This window comes from Streptomyces sp. NPDC056527 (assembly GCF_042794475.1).
Classification (GTDB): Bacteria; Actinomycetota; Actinomycetes; order Streptomycetales; family Streptomycetaceae; genus Streptomyces.
Map to the genome: position 1 here is coordinate 32495 of NZ_JBHTTQ010000018.1, position 16628 is coordinate 49122.

Consider the following 16628-nt stretch of genomic DNA (forward strand, 5'->3'; position numbering starts at 1 on the left):
TCACTTCGAGACGTTGACGGCAGCGGAAGCGTCGTCGCCCAGCAGCTTCCCGTCAGAGGTCTCGAACTGCTTCTTGAACTCCGCGATGGCGTCGGCCACGGACTGCAGGGTGTCGTCCGACATCTTGCCGCCCTCACGGATGGAGGCCATGAGACCGGAGTGGCTCTGGCGCAGGTACGCCAGCATCTCGGCCTCGAAGCGGCGGATGTCGGCCACCGGGACGTCGTCCATCTTGCCGGTGGTGCCGGCCCAGACGGAAACGACCTGGTTCTCGGTGGGCATCGGCTGGTACTGAGCCTGCTTGAGCAGCTCGACCATGCGCTGACCACGCTCCAGCTGCGCCTTCGACGCGGCGTCCAGGTCCGAACCGAAGGCGGCGAACGCCTCGAGCTCACGGAACTGGGCCAGGTCGACACGGAGGCGACCGGAGATCTGCTTCATCGCCTTGTGCTGGGCGGAGCCACCGACACGCGAGACCGAGATACCGACGTTCAGGGCCGGACGCTGGCCGGCGTTGAACAGGTCGGACTCCAGGAAGCACTGGCCGTCGGTGATGGAGATGACGTTGGTCGGGATGAACGCCGACACGTCGTTCGCCTTGGTCTCGACGATCGGCAGACCGGTCATCGAACCGGCACCCAGCTCGTCCGAGAGCTTGGCGCAACGCTCGAGCAGACGGGAGTGCAGGTAGAAGACGTCACCCGGGTAGGCCTCACGGCCCGGCGGGCGGCGCAGCAGCAGCGACACGGCGCGGTAGGCGTCGGCCTGCTTCGACAGGTCGTCGAAGACGATCAGGACGTGCTTGCCCTGGTACATCCAGTGCTGACCGATGGCGGAGCCGGTGTACGGCGCCAGGTACTTGAAGCCGGCCGGGTCGGACGCCGGGGCGGCGACGATCGTCGTGTACTCGAGGGCTCCGGCCTCTTCCAGGGCGCCGCGAACGGACGCGATGGTCGAGCCCTTCTGGCCGACGGCGACGTAGATGCAGCGAACCTGCTTGTTCACGTCGCCCGAGCGCCAGTTGTCACGCTGGTTGATGATCGTGTCGACGCACAGCGCGGTCTTGCCGGTCTGACGGTCGCCGATGATCAGCTGACGCTGGCCACGGCCGACCGGCGTCATGGCGTCGACGGCCTTGTAGCCGGTCTCCATCGGCTCGTGCACCGACTTACGGGCCATGACGCCCGGGGCCTGCAGCTCGAGGGCGCGGCGGCCCTCGGTCGCGATCTCGCCGAGGCCGTCGATCGGGTTGCCGAGCGGGTCGACGACGCGGCCGAGGTAGCCCTCGCCGACACCTACGGAGAGAACCTCACCGGTGCGCTGCACCGGCTGGCCCTCCTCGATACCGCTGAACTCGCCGAGGACGATCGCACCGATCTCGCGCTCCTCGAGGTTGAGGGCGAGACCGAGGGTGCCGTCCTCGAACTTCAGCAGCTCGTTCGCCATGGCCGAGGGAAGACCCTCGATCTTGGCAATGCCGTCGCCGGCCAGGCTGACCGTTCCGACCTCCTCGCGCGAGGCCGCGTCCGGCTGGTACGACTGGACGAAGTTCTCCAGCGCGTCCCGGATCTCCTCCGGCCGGATCGTGAGCTCCGCCATCTGGGTTCCCTGCTCTCCTTGTTGGGCCCGAAGTTTTCTTGGGGGTCTGGGGGCCGACCCCCAGGAATCTTCTGCAATTGCACGGCCCAACCGGGCCGCTGATCATGCTTGTTCAGTTGGTGGCCGAAGCCGTCAGCCGGCCAGCCGCCGGGTCGCCTCGTCGAGGCGCTCCGCGATGGTGCCGTTGATGACCTCGTCACCGACCTGCACCGTGATCCCGCCGAGGACCGCCGGGTCCACATCGAGGTTCAGGTGCATCTGTCGGCCGTACAGCTTGGCCAGGACGGCACCGAGGCGCTGCTTCTGCTGGTCGGTCAGCGGCACCGCCGAGGTGACGACGGCGACCATCCGGTCCCGGCGCGCCGCGGCGAGCTTGGAGAGGGACTCGAGTCCCGCTTCCAGGCTACGTCCACGCGGCTGGGTCACGAGACGGACGACCAGACGCTCGGTGACCGGGTTGGCCTTGCCGCCGAGCAGGCTGCGCAGCAGCTCGCTCTTGGCGGACGCCGTGGCGGCCTTGTCGGTCAGCGCCGAGCGCAGCTCGGTGCTGGAGGTGATGATCCGGCCGAACCGGAACAGCTCGTCCTCGACGTCGTCCAGGGCACCGGCCCGCTGCGCGGCGGTGAGGTCGGCGATGTTCGCCAGCTCCTCGGCCGAGTCGACCAGGTCACGCGAGGACGACCAGCGGGAACGCACCATGCCGGAGATCAGGTCGACGGTCTCGCCGCCCACCTGGCCGCCGAGCAGGCGCCCGGCGAGCTCGGCCTTGGCCTCGCCTGCCTGCGCCGGGTCGGTCAGGACCCGACGCAGCGACACCTCGCGGTCGAGCAGCGCGGTGACTGCGGCCAGCTCACCCGCGAGCTTCGCGGCGTCGACCGAGGTGTTGTCGGTCAGCGCGTCGAGGGACTCACGTGCGGCGGCCAGTGCTTCACGGCTCGCTCCGTTCATCGGACGGCCTCGGCCTTCTCCTCGAGCTCATCGAGGAAGCGGTCGATCGTGCGGCTCTGGCGGGCGTGGTCCTCGAGGGACTCGCCGACCAGCTTGCCGGCCAGGTCGGTGGCGAGCTTGCCCACGTCCTGACGCAGCGAGGTCGCCGCAGCCTTGCGGTCGGCCTCGATCTGCGTGTGGCCGGCCGCGATGATCTCCTCGCGCTGGCGCTGGCCTTCCGCCTTCATCTCCTGGATGATCGCGGTGCCCTGCTCCGTCGCCTCCTGGCGAAGACGCGCGGCCTCATGGCGGGCCTCGGCGAGCTGGGCCTTGTACTGCTCCAGCACGCTCTTGGCCTCGATCTGGGCCGACTCGGCCTTCTCGATGCCGCCCTCGATGGCCTGCCGACGCTCGTCCAGAACCTTGTTGATGTTCGGGAGGAGCTTCTTGGCGAGGAAGCCGAAGACGATGACGAAGGCGATCAGGCCGATGACGAGCTCGTCAAGATGCGGGATCAGAGGAGGCTGGGGCTCCTGACCCTGCGCAAGAAGCAGAGCGTTCACATCAGTGCCTTCCGTAAAAAGGTTTGGGCTGTCGGTCCGATTTACTGGTAGACGAAGCCCATGACGATGCCGATGAGGGCGAGCGCCTCACAGAAGGCGAAGCCCATGATCTGGTTGGTGCGGATCAGACCGGCGGCCTCGGGCTGGCGGGCGAGGGCCTGCGTACCGTTACCGAAGATGATGCCGACGCCGACGCCGGGGCCGATCGCGGCCAGGCCGTAGCCGATCGAGGCGACGTTGCCGACGAGGGTGGTCTTGGCGCTGTCACCGGGGGCGGCGAGGTTGATCAGCTCGAGAGCAGCGGACATGCCGTTACTTCCTTCTCTTTCAATGACCCGGTGGGGGTTGGCCACCGGACGACTGTTGGATTGGGGGTGTAGCCGAATCCCGGGCGGGAGTCGCTCAGTGGTGCTCGGCGAGCGCGCCCTGGATGTAGCTGCAGGCCAGGAGGACGAAGACGTACGCCTGGACGGCCTGGATGAAGAGCTCGAAGGCCGTCATCACGAGGACCATGACGAACGAGGCGCCGGCGTAGACGAAGCCCAGGCCGTTCATCAGGTACCAGGTGGCCAGCGAGAACATCACGATCAGCAGGTGACCGGCGAACATGTTCGCGAACAGTCGGACCGCGTGCGTGAAGGGCCGGATGATGAGGTTCGAGAAGAACTCGAGGACGACGACCATCGGCAGGATCGCGCCGAGGGACTTGTCGTAACCGACGATGTTCTTCCAGCCGCCCACGAAGCCGTGCTTCTTGAACGTCAGCGAGATCCACATGACGTACACGATCAGCGCGAGACCGGCCGGGAAGGCGATCAGCGACGTGACCGGGAACTGGGCGAGCGGAATGATCGACCAGAGGTTCATGATCCAGACGAAGAAGAACAGCGACACCATGAAGGGGACGTACTTCTCGCCGTCCTTCTTGCCGATGATCTCGTAGACGATGCCGCGGCGAACGAAGTCGTAACCGGCCTCGCCGACCATCTGCATCTTGCCGGGGATCAGCTTGGGCTTGTTGAAGGCGGCCCAGAAGAACCCGACGACCACGATGGAGCCCAGCACGGCGAGCAGCATCGGCTTGGTGATGTCGATGCCCCCCACCGTGGCGATGGGCTCGTACATGAACGTGTGCAGGCCCGGCGCCGGGAAACCGCATCCACTGAAGATGTGGCAATCCGGGTCGAAGGCAAGCGTCTGGTCAGCACTCACCGCGGGCTCCTTCAGCGTGGCGCATAGGTACGGCAACCTCGTTGTGTCGGCGCGGCACGCAGCCGCGGGTCGGCACTGGACTGGTCTTACGGATAAGGGGGCGGCGGTTCGGCTTCGAGCCTCGCGCTGGGACAGGCGTCAGCTCGGATGCCCGCGCCCGCAGTGCCGCAGTTGGCACCGGACGATAGCAGGAAGCCGAATGCGCCTTTATCCCGGCCCTACCCCTCACGTCGACGACCCCGGCTTCTTGGGGTCGTCGATGTACATGATCTTGGCCTTCATGTAGGCACGCGCCTGCGCGGCGATCCAGACGAGGGTCGACGCGAGCAGGGTGAAGGCGAAAGCCTTGAAGTCGAAGAACGTGGTGCTCTTGAGCAACAGCAACAAGACGAAGAGAAGCAGGAGCTGGGTCGTGTAGAGCAGAAGACCCATCGCCTGGAACAGGTGCGGGTACGACTTCGCCGTCCGCTGGAGCACCACGAGCCCGATACCCATGAACGCGATGACGATCACGCAGCCGAGGACGGCGCCGATCGCACCCTTCCCACCGGCGACCACGCCGCTGATGACCGCGGCGATCGCGCCGGTGGCAGCAGTGGGAATGGCAGCTGACAGAAGGATGCGTGCGTCGTTGGACGGCATGGCGGTGTCTCCGCTGTTGCTTGGTGGGGGCGATGGTGTCGTCAGGGACGAGCGTAAGCCCGGTCCGAGGTGAGTCTCGGGGCCAATGAACCGTCGCACTACGGTCCTTCGGCTCTGTCGCCGGGTCTCGTGAACGGTATCACAAACTATTTGAGTAGTTCTTTACCCGTGAAGTGTGCTGACTGTCACACATGAGAGTTACCGCGCGCGTGTGTGCACGACACGGGGTGGACTTGTCTGGTATTGGACGCCGATGAGGCGTTCGTCAACTCGACGTTCCGGCCTTCCGCCGGTCGGTGAAGCGCGAACGGTGGCCGATGGCGGTGGCGCCGTTGACTCCTGCCGGGAGCGGGATGCGCTCCTCCAGAGGCCCCTCCACGGACGCGGGGACCGGAGTCGCGGATTCGGCCAGGGGTTCCACGGCCGTCCGCTTACGGCGCCGGTAGCGCGGCGGGACGAAGGACTCCGCCCACCGCGGGGCCCGCGGCGAGAAGCGCGGCAGCAGGAGCAGCACCAGACCGATCGCGCTGAGCAGCACCACCACGAGCACGATCCACATGGACGCCGAGTGCACCGAGTACGCGAGCGTCCCGAAGGCGATCAGCGCCGACCAGAAGTACATGATCAGCACGGCACGGCTGTGCGAGTGCCCGATCTCCAGAAGCCGGTGGTGCAGATGCCCGCGGTCGGCCGCGAACGGCGACTGGCCGTTCCAGGTGCGGCGCACGATGGCCAGGATCAGGTCCGCCATCGGGATCGCGATGATCGTCAGCGGCAGCACGAGCGGGATGAAGACCGGGAGCGCGGCGTGGGTGGCCTGGCGGGTCGAGCCCTCGAAGATCTTCAGCGCGTCCGGGTCGACCTGGCCGGTGATCGAGATCGCCGAGGCGGCCAGGATCAGACCGATCAGCATCGAGCCGGAGTCGCCCATGAAGATCCGGGCCGGATGCATGTTGTGCGGCAGGAAGCCCAGGCACATGCCCATGAGGATCGCGGCGAAGAGCGTGGCGGGGGCGGCGGCCTCGATCGTGTAGCCGTACCAGAGGCGGTAGGCGTACAGGAAGAAGGCGGCGGCCGCGATGCAGACCATGCCGGCGGCGAGGCCGTCGAGCCCGTCCACGAAGTTCACCGCGTTGATGGTGAGGACCACCAGGGCGACCGTGAGGAGCGTGCCCTGCCCGCGGGTGAGGGCGACCGTGCCGACACCGGGGATCGGCAGCCACAGGATCGTCAGACCCTGGATCACCATCACGCCGGCGGAGATCATCTGCGCGCCCAGCTTGATCAGGGCGTCCAGCTCGAACTTGTCGTCGAGGACACCGATCAGCCAGATCAGCGCGGCTCCGGACAGCAGCGCCCTGGGCTCGTTGGAGAGCTCGAAGACGCTGTTGAGGTTCTGGAGGTGGTCGGCGACCAGCAGTCCGGCGCACAGCCCGAAGAACATGGCGATGCCACCGAGCCGCGGAGTCGGTTCTCGGTGTACGTCTCGGGCACGGATCTCCGGCATCGCCCCGGTCGCGATGGCGAACTTCCGCACCGGACCGGTCAGCAGATAGGTCACCGCGGCCGTGACACAGAGCGTCAGCAGGTAATCACGCACGGGCTGCCCCACAGGAATCGCTGGCCATCTCAGCCCCACACCCTAGCCGTGCTGTCCATGTGCTTGAGGACATTCGGCCCGCGAGGATGGTTGCGCTCCGCCTGCCATCACCGTCCATACGGTGGAAATCGCCCGGCCAGATCGCGCACTTCGGCGCGTACCCGGCCTGTCTCCTCGGGCTCGTCCCGTAGCGCGATCGTGAACAACGCGGCGATCCGGGCCATCTCCCGGGAGCCCATCCCCTGGGTGGTGAGGGCGGCCGTACCGAGCCGGATGCCGCGCCCGTCCCCGTAAGGAAGAGCACATGTGTCGAGGACCATGCCGGCGGCGGCGAGGCGCATCCGGGCGGTGCGGCCCTCGATGCCGAGCGGGGCGGGATCCGCGGTGATCAGGTGGGTGTCCGTGCCGCCCGTGGTGACGGCGAAGCCCTCGGCGGCGAGCGCGTCGGCGAGGACGCGGGCGTGCGCGACCACCTGATGGGCGTACGCGGCGAAGGCCGGCGTCGCCGCCTCTCCGAAGGCGACGGCCTTCGCGGCGATGGTGTGCATCTGGGCGCCGCCCTGCGTGAACGGGAAGACGGCCCGGTCGACGCGGTCGGCGAGCTCGGCGCCGCACAGGATCATCCCGCCGCGCGGACCGCGGAGCACCTTGTGCGTGGTGGCGCACACCACATCGGCGTAGGGGACGGGGTTGGGGGCCGCTCCCCCGGCGACGAGGCCGATGGGGTGCGCGGCGTCGGCGATGAGATAGGCGCCGGTCTCGTCGGCGATCTCGCGGAAGAGCGCGTAGTCGAGATGCCGGGGGTAGGAGATGGAGCCGCAGACGATCGCCTTCGGGCGGTGGTGACGGGCGAGGGCGGCGACCTGCTCGTAGTCGACGAGTCCGGTCTCGGCGTCGACGCCGTAGGGAACGAAGTCGAACCAGCGTCCCGAGAAGTTGGCGGGCGAGCCGTGGGTGAGATGGCCGCCGTGTTCGAGGCCCATGGCGAGGACGGTGTCCCCGGGCCGCAGGAGGGCCGCGTAGGCGGCGAGGACGGCGGAGGAACCGGAGTGGGACTGCACATTGGCGTGCTCGGACCCGAAGAGCGCCTTGGCCCGGTCCACGGCGATCCGCTCGGCGGCGTCGACGAACTCGCAGCCGCCGTGGTGCCGGGCGCCGGGATAGCCCTCGGCGTACTTGTTGGCGAGCGGGGAGCCGAGCGCGGCGAGGACGGCGGGCGAGGTGAAGTTCTCGGCCGCGATCAGCTGGAGACTGTCGGACTGCCGGCGCACCTCCCCGAGCAGCACGTCGGCGATCTCCGGGTCCTGCCGGCGCAGGACGTCGAGATCCACTTCGGGGGGAGCGGTGACCGGCATCGTTGGCTCCAGGCGTGGGCTGGGCTTCAGCTCCAATGTAGGCGCGTCGGCAAGGGTTTGCCCGATGTTCACGAAGCTCCTGGGCCGGATGGCCCTGACGCCCGCTCGCCGGAACGGTGCCCACCCGTCAACGCCGCGCGGGCACACCCGTCGGTGCCACATCGGGCACACCCGTGAGTGCCCTCACGACCGGGTCGACGCCGTGTCGAGCCCCGCCCCCGTCCGCACCTCAACGCCGTGTGGGCACGCCCGTCAGCGCCGTCACGACCGGGTCGAGGGCCGTGTTGATCTCCTCGCCGATCGAGCGGAAGAACGTGATCGGCGCACCGTACGGGTCGTTCACCTCGTCCGCCTCCGCGTTCGGGGCCAGGAGCCACCCGCGTAGAGCGGCCGCCGCGCGGACCAGGGCGCGTGCGCGTTCGACCATGCCGTCGCCCAGGGGGTCCGGCAGCGTCGCGGGATCTATGGCGCGGACGAGCCGGGTGAACTCCTTCAGGGTGAAGGTCCGCAGTCCCGCCGAGTGGCCCATCGAGATGACCTGCGCCCGGTGGTCGCGGGTCGCCGTCAGGACGAGGTCCGCGCGGATGACGTGCTCGTCGAGGAGCTCGCGGCCCACGAAGCCGCTGGCGTCCGCGCCGAAGTCGGCGAGGACCAGCTCCGCGTTGGCCTCCATCGGGGCGCCCTCGTGGCCCCAGGTGCCCGCGCTCTCCACGATCAGGCCACCGCCCCGGGGGTCGCCCAGGCGGTCGCACAGGGCATGGCGGGTCAGCCGCTCGGTGATCGGCGAGCGGCAGACGTTGCCGGTGCTGACGTGGAGGATGCGGAAGGAAGTGCTCTCGTGCCCCGCTATGCCACGCCCCTCAGGGGCGGTCAATTGGCCACCTCGAGGTCGGGTACGACCTTGCGGAGCTCCTCCGGGGACAGGGCGCCCTCGCGCAGCAGGACGGGCACCTTGCCCGTGACGTCCACGATCGACGACGGGACGATCCCGGGCGTCGGGCCGCCGTCGAGGTACACCGAGACGGAGTCCCCCAGCATGCCCTGTGCCGCGTCGCAGTCCTCCGGCGACGGGTGTCCCGTGAGGTTCGCCGAGGAGACGGCCATGGGGCCCACCTCGGTGAGCAGCTCGATCGCGACCGGGTGCAGCGGCATGCGGATCGCCACCGTGCCCCGGGTGTCCCCCAGGTCCCACTGCAGCGACGGCTGGTGCTTGGCGACCAGCGTCAGCGCGCCCGGCCAGAAGGCGTCGACGAGCTCCCACGCCTGCTCGGAGAAGTCCGTGACGAGCCCGTGCAGCGTGTTCGGGGAGCCGATGAGGACGGGCGTGGGCATGTTGCGGCCCCGGCCCTTGGCGTCCAGCAGGTCCGCGACCGCCTCCGAGCTGAAGGCGTCCGCGCCGATCCCGTACACGGTGTCGGTGGGCAGCACGACCAGCTCGCCACGACGAACGGCGGACGCGGCCTCGCGCAGACCGGTCACCCGGTCCGTCGCCTCGTTGCAGTCGTATCGCCGAGCCATCAGCGGGCCTCCTCATACACAAGCGTGGTCATGGCGGTGCGGTTCACGGCATCGCCTTGCGGGCGGTGGCGAAGCGCGGCCGGTTGTTCAGGTCGGGGTGGTCGGCTGCGTCCGCCCAGCCGGCCTCCTCGTTGAAGATCCACGGCACCTGGCCGCCCTGGGTGTCCGCGTGTTCGATCACGACGAGGCCCCCCGGGCGCAGCAGCCGGTGCGCGGTGCGCTCGATCCCCCGGATCGTGTCGAGGCCGTCCTCGCCGGAGAAGAGTGCCATCTCCGGGTCGTGGTCGCGTGCCTCGGGCGCGACGTACTCCCACTCGGTCAGCGGGATGTACGGCGGGTTGGAGATGACCAGGTCGACCTGACCGTCGAGCTCGGGCAGCGCGCTGAGCGCGTCGCCCTGGTGCACGGTGACCCGTGAACCCTCGGCGTTCTTACGGGTCCACACCAGCGCGTCGTCCGAGAGCTCCACGGCGTGCACGCGCGAGCGCGGCACCTCCTGCGCCATGGCGAGCGCGATCGCGCCCGAACCGCTGCACAGGTCGACGATCAGCGGCTCGACGACGTCCATGGCCCGTACGGCGTCTATGGCCCAGCCGACGACCGACTCGGTCTCCGGGCGGGGCACGAAGACGCCCGGCCCCACCTGGAGCTCCAGGTAGCGGAAGAACGCCCGGCCGGTGATGTGCTGGAGCGGCTCGCGCGCCTCCCGGCGGGCCACCGCCTCCCAGTAGCGGGCGTCGAAGTCCGCGTCCTTGACGTTGTGCAGCTCCCCCCGCTTGACGCCGTGCACGAACGCGGCGAGCTCCTCCGCGTCGAAACGCGGAGAGGGAACGCCGGCGTCGGCCAGCCGCTGGGTGGCCTGGGCCACCTCGGCAAGCAGCAGGTTCACGCTGGTCCTCCGTGGTACGGGGTGGGGCTTACGGAACTTACGCGGCGGCCAGTTTCGCAGCAGAGTCGGCGTCGACGCAGGCCTGGATCATCGAGTCCAGGTCGCCGTCGAGCACCTGGTCCAAGTTGTACGCCTTGAAGCCGACGCGGTGGTCCGAGATCCGGTTTTCCGGGAAGTTGTACGTACGGATCTTCTCGGACCGGTCGACGGTGCGGACCTGGCTGCGGCGGGCGTCGGCGGCCTTGGACTCGGCCTCCTCCTGCGCCGCGGCGAGCAGCCGGGACCGGAGGATTCGCATGGCCTGCTCCTTGTTCTGGAGCTGGCTCTTCTCGTTCTGGCAGGAGGCGACGATGCCGGTCGGCAGGTGCGTGATGCGGACCGCGGAGTCGGTCGTGTTGACGGACTGGCCGCCGGGACCGGAGGAGCGGTACACGTCGATGCGCAGGTCGTTGGCGTGGATCTCGACGTCGATCTCCTCGGCCTCGGGCGTCACGAGGACACCGGCGGCGGAGGTGTGGATCCGGCCGGCCGACTCGGTGGCGGGCACGCGCTGCACGCGGTGCACCCCGCCCTCGTACTTCAGCCGCGCCCAGACGCCCTGGCCGGGCTCGGTCGCGCCGTTGCCGCCCTTGGTCTTCACCGCGACCTGGACGTCCTTGTAGCCGCCGAGCTCGGACTCGGTGGAGTCGATGATCTCGGTCTTCCAGCCGACGCGCTCGGCGTAGCGCAGATACATCCGCAGCAGATCGCCGGCGAACAGGGCGGACTCGTCGCCGCCCGCGCCGGCCTTGATCTCCAGGATGACGTCCTTGTCGTCGCTGGGGTCGCGCGGGACGAGCAGCAGCCGCAGCTTGTCGGTCAGCTCCTCGCGCTGCTTCTCCAGCTCCTTGACCTCGGCCGCGAAGTCGGGGTCGTCGTGCATCAGCTCGCGGGCGGTCTCGATGTCGTCACCGTTCTGCTTCCACGAACGGTAGACGGCGACGATCGGGGTCAGCTCGGCGTAACGCTTGTTCAGCTTGCGCGCGTTGGCCTGGTCCGCGTGGACCGAAGGGTCAGCGAGCTTCTTCTCGAGATCGGCGTGCTCGCCGATCAGTTCCTCGACCGCCTCGAACATCGGGGGCTCCTGGTTTTCGTACGAACGGACTGCGGGGACGGCAAAGCGCCGGTCCGGTACTCCCAGGGGGAGCGACCAAGGACCGGCGCAGTGACGTGCTACTTCTTGGCCGCAGCCTTGCCGAAGCGGGCCTCGAAGCGGGCGACGCGGCCGCCGGTGTCGAGGATCTTCTGCTTGCCCGTGTAGAACGGGTGGCACTCGGAGCAGACCTCGGCACGGATGGTGCCCTCGGCCAGGGTGCTACGGGTGGTGAACGACGCGCCACAGGTGCAGCTGACCTGGGTCTCGACGTACTCGGGGTGGATCTCGCGCTTCAAGGTGTCTCCTAGTTTCGGGAGGGCGCCGGGTCGCCGTGCGGATTGCACCTGCGTGAACCGGAGCCGACGTACCAGTCTGCCAGGACCGGCCGTATCTCCCAAAACCGGGTCCGTGGTGAAACTATTCCGGGGCCGTCGAGCGGTGTCCCGAAGGGCTACTTCACGACGCCGTCCGCCTGCCCGGTGGCCGCGTCCTCGGTCGCGGAGGCGGGGATGGGCCTGTCGGCCTTGAGCGCCTGCCAGACCTGCCGGGACTGGGCTTCCAGGGGTATGACGCGGTTCGGGTCGGCGGGGTCGTACCGAACCGGCATCGTGACCATCCGGACGTCCTGCGAGTCGATCCCCGAGAGCCCCTGGGAGAAGCTCATGAGCTCGTTGACGGAGTCCAGCTCGGAGTCGGGCGTGATCGCCTTGGTGGCCGTGTCCGCGACGTCCAGGAGCTTCTTGGGGTCGGTGAGGACGCCGACGTCCTTGACCTGCTCGATGAAGGCCTTCATGAAGGCCTGCTGGAGCTGGATGCGGCCGAGGTCGCTGCCGTCGCCGACGGTCTTGCGGGTGCGCACCAGACCGAGGGACTGCTCGCCGTCGAGGGTGTGGGTGCCCGGTGCGAGGTCGAGGTGGCTCTTGTCGTCCGTGATCCGGCGCGTCGTGGTGACCTCCACGCCGCCGAGCTTGTCGATCAGCTTGGTGAAGCCGGTGAAGTCGACCTCGATGTAGTGGTCCATGCGGATGCCGGACATCGACTCGACGGTCTTCACGGCGCAGGCCGGGCCGCCCACCTCGTACGCGGTGTTGAACATCGCCCGCTTGTCGCCGGCGACGGCGTTGCCCTGCCCGTCGGTGCAGGCGGGGCGGGCGACGATGGTGTCACGCGGGACGGAGACGACGCTTGCCTTCTTGTGGCCCTCGTAGACGTGGACGATCATCGCGGTGTCGGAGCGGGCCCCGCCCTCGTCCTTGCCGTACGCGCCGTTGTCCCCGGAGCGGGAGTCGGAGCCCAGGACGAGGATGTCCATGGAGCCGTTGTCGACGTTCTCGGGCCGTTCGGTGCCGAGCTGGGCGTTGATGTCGACGCCCTTGAGGTTGCCGTTCAGCTTGAAGTAGACGTAACCGAGTCCGGAGCCGCCGACCACGACGAGTGCGGCCGCGCCCCAGGCGGCGACGGTCACCGCGCGCCGGCCCTTGGTGGGCGGCTTGCGCCGGCGGCCGTTGCCGCTGCCTGGTATTCGGCCACTCCTGCTCTGCTGACTCATCTGCTACCTCAGGTCCTAGTTTCACCTTCTGTGACGGCGAAGCGCCCAAAAGGGTTGCATAGGAACCTGTGAGGTTTCGCAGAGCGACGGCCCACAACGCACCGCGCCCACCGTGCGAGGCACGGTGGGCGCAGTGGGTTTGTCCAGGTCACGGCGGGGTTACGGCCCTGAGGCCGGTTCCCCGCCGTGTGACGGAGGTCTCGCCTCAGTCGTTGTTGGCGGCTCCGGGAGTCGTCTTCTGGATCTGGAGCAGGAACTCGCCGTTCGACTTCGTCTGCTTCATCTTGTCGAGGAGCAGCTCGATCGCCTGCTGCTGGTCGAGCGCGTGCAGCACACGGCGCAGCTTCCAGGTGACGGCGAGCTCGTCGCTGCCGAGCAGGATCTCTTCCTTACGCGTACCCGAGGCGTCGACGTCGACGGCCGGGAAGATGCGCTTGTCGGCGAGCTTCCGGTCGAGCTTGAGCTCCATGTTGCCGGTGCCCTTGAACTCCTCGAAGATCACCTCGTCCATGCGCGAGCCGGTGTCGACCAGCGCGGTGGCCAGGATGGTCAGCGAGCCGCCGTCCTCGATGTTGCGCGCGGCACCGAAGAAGCGCTTCGGCGGGTAGAGCGCGGTCGAGTCGACACCACCGGACAGGATGCGGCCGGAGGCCGGCGCCGCGAGGTTGTACGCGCGGCCCAGGCGGGTGATCGAGTCGAGCAGGACGACCACGTCGTGACCCAGCTCCACGAGACGCTTGGCGCGCTCGATGGCCAGCTCGGCGACCGTGGTGTGGTCCTCGGCCGGGCGGTCGAAGGTCGAGGAGATGACCTCGCCCTTGACCGACCGCTGCATGTCGGTGACCTCTTCCGGACGCTCGTCGACCAGGACGACCATCAGGTGGCACTCGGGGTTGTTGTGCGTGATCGCGTTGGCGATCGCCTGCATGATCATGGTCTTGCCGGTCTTCGGCGGGGCCACGATCAGGCCACGCTGGCCCTTGCCGATCGGCGACACGAGGTCGATGATCCGCGTGGTCAGCACGCCCGGGTCGGTCTCCAGACGGAGCCGGTCCTGCGGGTAGAGCGGGGTCAGCTTGTTGAACTCCGGGCGGCCACGGCCGGAATCGGCGGCCATGCCGTTCGAGGAGTCCAGGCGGACCAGCGCGTTGAACTTCTCGCGGCGCTCGCCCTCCTTCGGCTGACGCACGGCGCCGGTGACGTGGTCACCCTTGCGCAGGCCGTTCTTGCGGACCTGGGCGAGGGAGACGTACACGTCGTTCGGGCCGGGCAGGTAGCCGGAGGTCCGGATGAACGCGTAGTTGTCGAGGATGTCGAGGATGCCCGCGACGGGGATCAGGACATCGTCGTCCGAGACCTGCGGCTCGCCGGTCGCGAAGTCGTCACGGCCACGACGGCCACGACGGTCGCGGTAGCGGCCGCGACGGCCACGACGGCCGCCCTCGTCGTCGAAGTCGTCCTGCGGGCCGGTGTTCGGCTGCTGGCCGCCCTGACGCTGCTGGCGCTGGCCGCCCTGGCCACCGCCCTGCTGGTCGTCGCCCTTGCCGCGGTCACGGCGGTCGCGCTGGCGGTCGCCGCGGTCACGGCGCTCCCCGCGCTCGCCCCGCTCGCCGCGGTCACGGCGGCCGCGACCCTCGGCGGTGTCGACGGCGGTGTCGGCCTTGGCGTCGGCGGACGTGTCCGTACGGGCCTCGGCCTTGGCCTCGGTCTTCACGGCCTGGGCCGTCTCCGCCTTGGCCTCGCCCTCCGGGCTGCCGGCGGGCGCGGTGGCCCGGCGGCGGCGGCGCTCGCCGGCCGGCTGGTCGTCGGAGGCGGGCTGACCGGGGATGTCGATCTGCTGCTGGGCGACGGCCTTCTCGGCCTTCTCCGCCTGCGGGGCGGCGGTCTCGGCCGCGCCCTCGCTCGTGCGCGCCTTGGACGTGGCACGGCGCTTCGGCTTGGTCTCGGCCGTGTCGGCGGCCTTGGCGGGGGCGGACGAGCCGCCTCCGGCCTGCGCCTCCTTGATGACCTCGATCAGCTGGCTCTTGCGCATCCGCGCGGTGCCCCTGATGCCGAGGCCGGACGCGACCTGCTGCAGCTCGGCCAGGACCATGCCCTCGAGGCCGGTGCCGGAGCGGCGGCGCCGTGCGGTGGTGCCAGTGGCAGCACCTTCGGCGGGCGCGGCGTTGTCGACACTGTTGTCGGCAGTCACGCCCATCAGATCGGTGGTGTCGCTCACGAAGGGTCCTTCCCTGGAGCGGACGTCGGCCATCTGGCTCGGCGACCGGTTGTGCTGTCCGGCAGCGGTCCTGGCTTGTGGACCGTGTCGGGGCGGTGGTCCCGCCGGGTACGGCGGAAGAGAAAAAACGTGCTGTGGGTCCGGCCCGAGGCCCCCTGCTCGGCCCTCACCTGGGAAGAGCGAGGGGTGTCGTGCCGGTTCCGGAGCGTGCTCGAAACTGCTCAGGCAGGCTGCTCAGGCAGTTGGGGAGGCTCCCGGAAGAATCGGTGGTCCCGGATGGGGACACTCAGCACCGCGCCACAAAGGCGCCGGGTGCTGACTTGAGGTTAACACTACCGGCTCCAACAAACATTCCCCCTCTCCATCACCGGCAATCACGTGTCCCTACGGAGCGAGCGGCAGAACACTCGCTCCGGACACGTCGAGGTCGAGCCGGTTCGCGGCCCATCCCTCTCCCGCCAGCCGGGCGACCTTGTCGGCCGTCCCGTGTTCGGCCAGCGCGAGCACCGTGGGGCCCGCGCCGGAGATGACCGCGGGGACTCCGTCCGCCCGCAGCCGGTTCACAAGGGCGATGCTCTCGGGCATCGCGGGAGCCCGGTACTCCTGGTGCAGCCGGTCCTCGGTGGCCGCGAGCAGCAGCTCGGGGCGGCGGGTGAGCGCCTCCACGAGGAGCGCGGCACGCCCGGCGTTGGCCGCGGCGTCGACGTGCGGGACGGTGCGCGGCAGCAGACCGCGGGCGGTCTCGGTCAGCACGGGCTTTCCGGGGACGAAAACCACCGGAACGATGGAATCCGAGGGATCCATCCTGATCGCCCGCGCGGCACCGGATTCGGTCCACGCGAGCGTGAAGCCGCCGAGCAGGCAGGCGGCGACGTTGTCGGGGTGCCCCTCGATCTCCGTGGCGAGCTCGAGGAGGGCCGCCTCGTCGAGGCGCGTGTCGCCGCCTATGGTCACGGCTCGCGCGGCGACGATGCCGGCGCAGATGGCGGCGGAGGAGGAGCCGAGGCCGCGGCCGTGCGGGATGCGGTTGGCGCAGACGACCTCGAGGCCGCGCGGCTGACCGCCGAGCAGGTCGAAGGCCGTGCGCAGGGAGCGTACGAGCAGGTGGCTCTCGTCGCGCGGGAGCGTGTCGGCGCCCTCTCCGGCGATGTCGATGTGCAGCCCGGAGTCGGCGACCCGGACGACGACGTCGTCGTAGAGACCCAGCGACAGGCCGAAGGCATCGAAGCCCGGGCCGAGGTTGGCGCTGGTGGCGGGAACGCGCACCCGTACGGCGGCGGCGCGGAACGCGGGACCGGCCATCGCTCGATGACTCTCCTTGACTTGCGACTACGGGATTTCAAGAGAAGTACACGGAAACCCGGGGGCCGCTTCTGCCTCGGGGGCGACAACGGCAACGACACCGCGCATATGCAACGGGG

The 16628-nt window shown here is 69.2% G+C and carries 16 protein-coding genes; all 16 read right to left on the reverse strand.

Features of this window, described 5'->3' with window-relative positions; translation table 11 throughout:
• On the reverse strand, window positions 1-1599 hold the full coding sequence (gene atpA, locus ACFQ7Q_RS12685) for a F0F1 ATP synthase subunit alpha (protein ID WP_383553220.1): 1599 nt from the start codon (window positions 1597-1599) through the stop codon (window positions 1-3).
• 132 nt (window positions 1600-1731) lie between these two features.
• Window positions 1732-2547 (reverse strand): F0F1 ATP synthase subunit delta, encoded by an 816-nt coding sequence (locus ACFQ7Q_RS12690; RefSeq protein WP_383553223.1) that lies wholly within the window; start codon window positions 2545-2547, stop codon window positions 1732-1734.
• Window positions 2544-3089, reverse strand: coding sequence for a F0F1 ATP synthase subunit B (locus tag ACFQ7Q_RS12695; RefSeq protein ID WP_383553226.1), 546 nt, complete (start codon window positions 3087-3089; stop codon window positions 2544-2546). Before ACFQ7Q_RS12695 ends, ACFQ7Q_RS12690 begins: the two co-directional genes overlap by 4 nt.
• A gap of 41 nt (window positions 3090-3130) precedes the next feature.
• Window positions 3131-3397 carry an ATP synthase F0 subunit C gene (gene atpE, locus ACFQ7Q_RS12700; RefSeq protein WP_366371947.1) on the reverse strand — a complete coding sequence of 89 codons (267 nt, stop codon included), beginning with the start codon at window positions 3395-3397 and terminating at the stop codon, window positions 3131-3133.
• 94 nt (window positions 3398-3491) lie between these two features.
• Window positions 3492-4301 carry a F0F1 ATP synthase subunit A gene (gene atpB / locus ACFQ7Q_RS12705; protein ID WP_383553229.1) on the reverse strand — a complete coding sequence of 270 codons (810 nt, stop codon included), beginning with the start codon at window positions 4299-4301 and terminating at the stop codon, window positions 3492-3494.
• 225 nt (window positions 4302-4526) lie between these two features.
• Window positions 4527-4943, reverse strand: a complete 417-nt coding sequence (locus ACFQ7Q_RS12710) for a hypothetical protein (RefSeq protein ID WP_383553232.1) — start codon at window positions 4941-4943, stop codon at window positions 4527-4529.
• Between the two features lie 265 nt (window positions 4944-5208).
• Window positions 5209-6543 (reverse strand): MraY family glycosyltransferase, encoded by a 1335-nt coding sequence (locus tag ACFQ7Q_RS12715; protein WP_383553235.1) that lies wholly within the window; start codon window positions 6541-6543, stop codon window positions 5209-5211.
• A gap of 107 nt (window positions 6544-6650) precedes the next feature.
• Window positions 6651-7898, reverse strand: coding sequence for a serine hydroxymethyltransferase (glyA, locus tag ACFQ7Q_RS12720; protein WP_383553238.1), 1248 nt, complete (start codon window positions 7896-7898; stop codon window positions 6651-6653).
• 229 nt (window positions 7899-8127) lie between these two features.
• Window positions 8128-8772 carry a protein-tyrosine-phosphatase gene (locus tag ACFQ7Q_RS12725; protein WP_383553241.1) on the reverse strand — a complete coding sequence of 215 codons (645 nt, stop codon included), beginning with the start codon at window positions 8770-8772 and terminating at the stop codon, window positions 8128-8130.
• Window positions 8769-9416, reverse strand: a complete 648-nt coding sequence (locus ACFQ7Q_RS12730; RefSeq protein WP_329115876.1) for an L-threonylcarbamoyladenylate synthase — start codon at window positions 9414-9416, stop codon at window positions 8769-8771. The genes ACFQ7Q_RS12725 and ACFQ7Q_RS12730 overlap by 4 nt, the downstream gene beginning before the upstream one ends.
• A 43-nt stretch (window positions 9417-9459) precedes the next feature.
• On the reverse strand, window positions 9460-10305 hold the full coding sequence (prmC, locus tag ACFQ7Q_RS12735; protein ID WP_383553246.1) for a peptide chain release factor N(5)-glutamine methyltransferase: 846 nt from the start codon (window positions 10303-10305) through the stop codon (window positions 9460-9462).
• 37 nt (window positions 10306-10342) lie between these two features.
• On the reverse strand, window positions 10343-11419 hold the full coding sequence (gene prfA, locus ACFQ7Q_RS12740; protein ID WP_383553248.1) for a peptide chain release factor 1: 1077 nt from the start codon (window positions 11417-11419) through the stop codon (window positions 10343-10345).
• 98 nt (window positions 11420-11517) lie between these two features.
• Window positions 11518-11736 (reverse strand): 50S ribosomal protein L31, encoded by a 219-nt coding sequence (gene rpmE / locus ACFQ7Q_RS12745; protein ID WP_383553251.1) that lies wholly within the window; start codon window positions 11734-11736, stop codon window positions 11518-11520.
• Between the two features lie 155 nt (window positions 11737-11891).
• Window positions 11892-12989, reverse strand: a complete 1098-nt coding sequence (locus tag ACFQ7Q_RS12750) for an LCP family protein (protein WP_383553254.1) — start codon at window positions 12987-12989, stop codon at window positions 11892-11894.
• A 205-nt stretch (window positions 12990-13194) separates the two neighbouring features.
• Window positions 13195-15207: a transcription termination factor Rho gene (rho, locus tag ACFQ7Q_RS12755; protein ID WP_383553257.1), complete on the reverse strand. Its 2013-nt coding sequence runs from the start codon at window positions 15205-15207 to the stop codon at window positions 13195-13197.
• 384 nt (window positions 15208-15591) lie between these two features.
• Window positions 15592-16509, reverse strand: a complete 918-nt coding sequence (gene thrB, locus ACFQ7Q_RS12760) for a homoserine kinase (RefSeq protein WP_383553260.1) — start codon at window positions 16507-16509, stop codon at window positions 15592-15594.
• Window positions 16510-16628: the final 119 nt, after the last annotated feature.

What these genes read in the sequence shown, in the direction of transcription:
- atpA (WP_383553220.1), bottom strand. Translation starts at nt 1,599, where the DNA reads ATGGCGGAGCTCACGATCCGGCCGGAGGAGATCCGGGACGCGCTGGAG.
- ACFQ7Q_RS12690 (WP_383553223.1), bottom strand. Translation starts at nt 2,547, where the DNA reads ATGAACGGAGCGAGCCGTGAAGCACTGGCCGCCGCACGTGAGTCCCTC.
- atpE (WP_366371947.1), bottom strand. Translation starts at nt 3,397, where the DNA reads ATGTCCGCTGCTCTCGAGCTGATCAACCTCGCCGCCCCCGGTGACAGC.
- ACFQ7Q_RS12710 (WP_383553232.1), bottom strand. Translation starts at nt 4,943, where the DNA reads ATGCCGTCCAACGACGCACGCATCCTTCTGTCAGCTGCCATTCCCACT.
- glyA (WP_383553238.1), bottom strand. Translation starts at nt 7,898, where the DNA reads ATGCCGGTCACCGCTCCCCCCGAAGTGGATCTCGACGTCCTGCGCCGG.
- ACFQ7Q_RS12730 (WP_329115876.1), bottom strand. Translation starts at nt 9,416, where the DNA reads ATGGCTCGGCGATACGACTGCAACGAGGCGACGGACCGGGTGACCGGT.
- prfA (WP_383553248.1), bottom strand. Translation starts at nt 11,419, where the DNA reads ATGTTCGAGGCGGTCGAGGAACTGATCGGCGAGCACGCCGATCTCGAG.
- ACFQ7Q_RS12750 (WP_383553254.1), bottom strand. Translation starts at nt 12,989, where the DNA reads ATGAGTCAGCAGAGCAGGAGTGGCCGAATACCAGGCAGCGGCAACGGC.
- thrB (WP_383553260.1), bottom strand. Translation starts at nt 16,509, where the DNA reads ATGGCCGGTCCCGCGTTCCGCGCCGCCGCCGTACGGGTGCGCGTTCCC.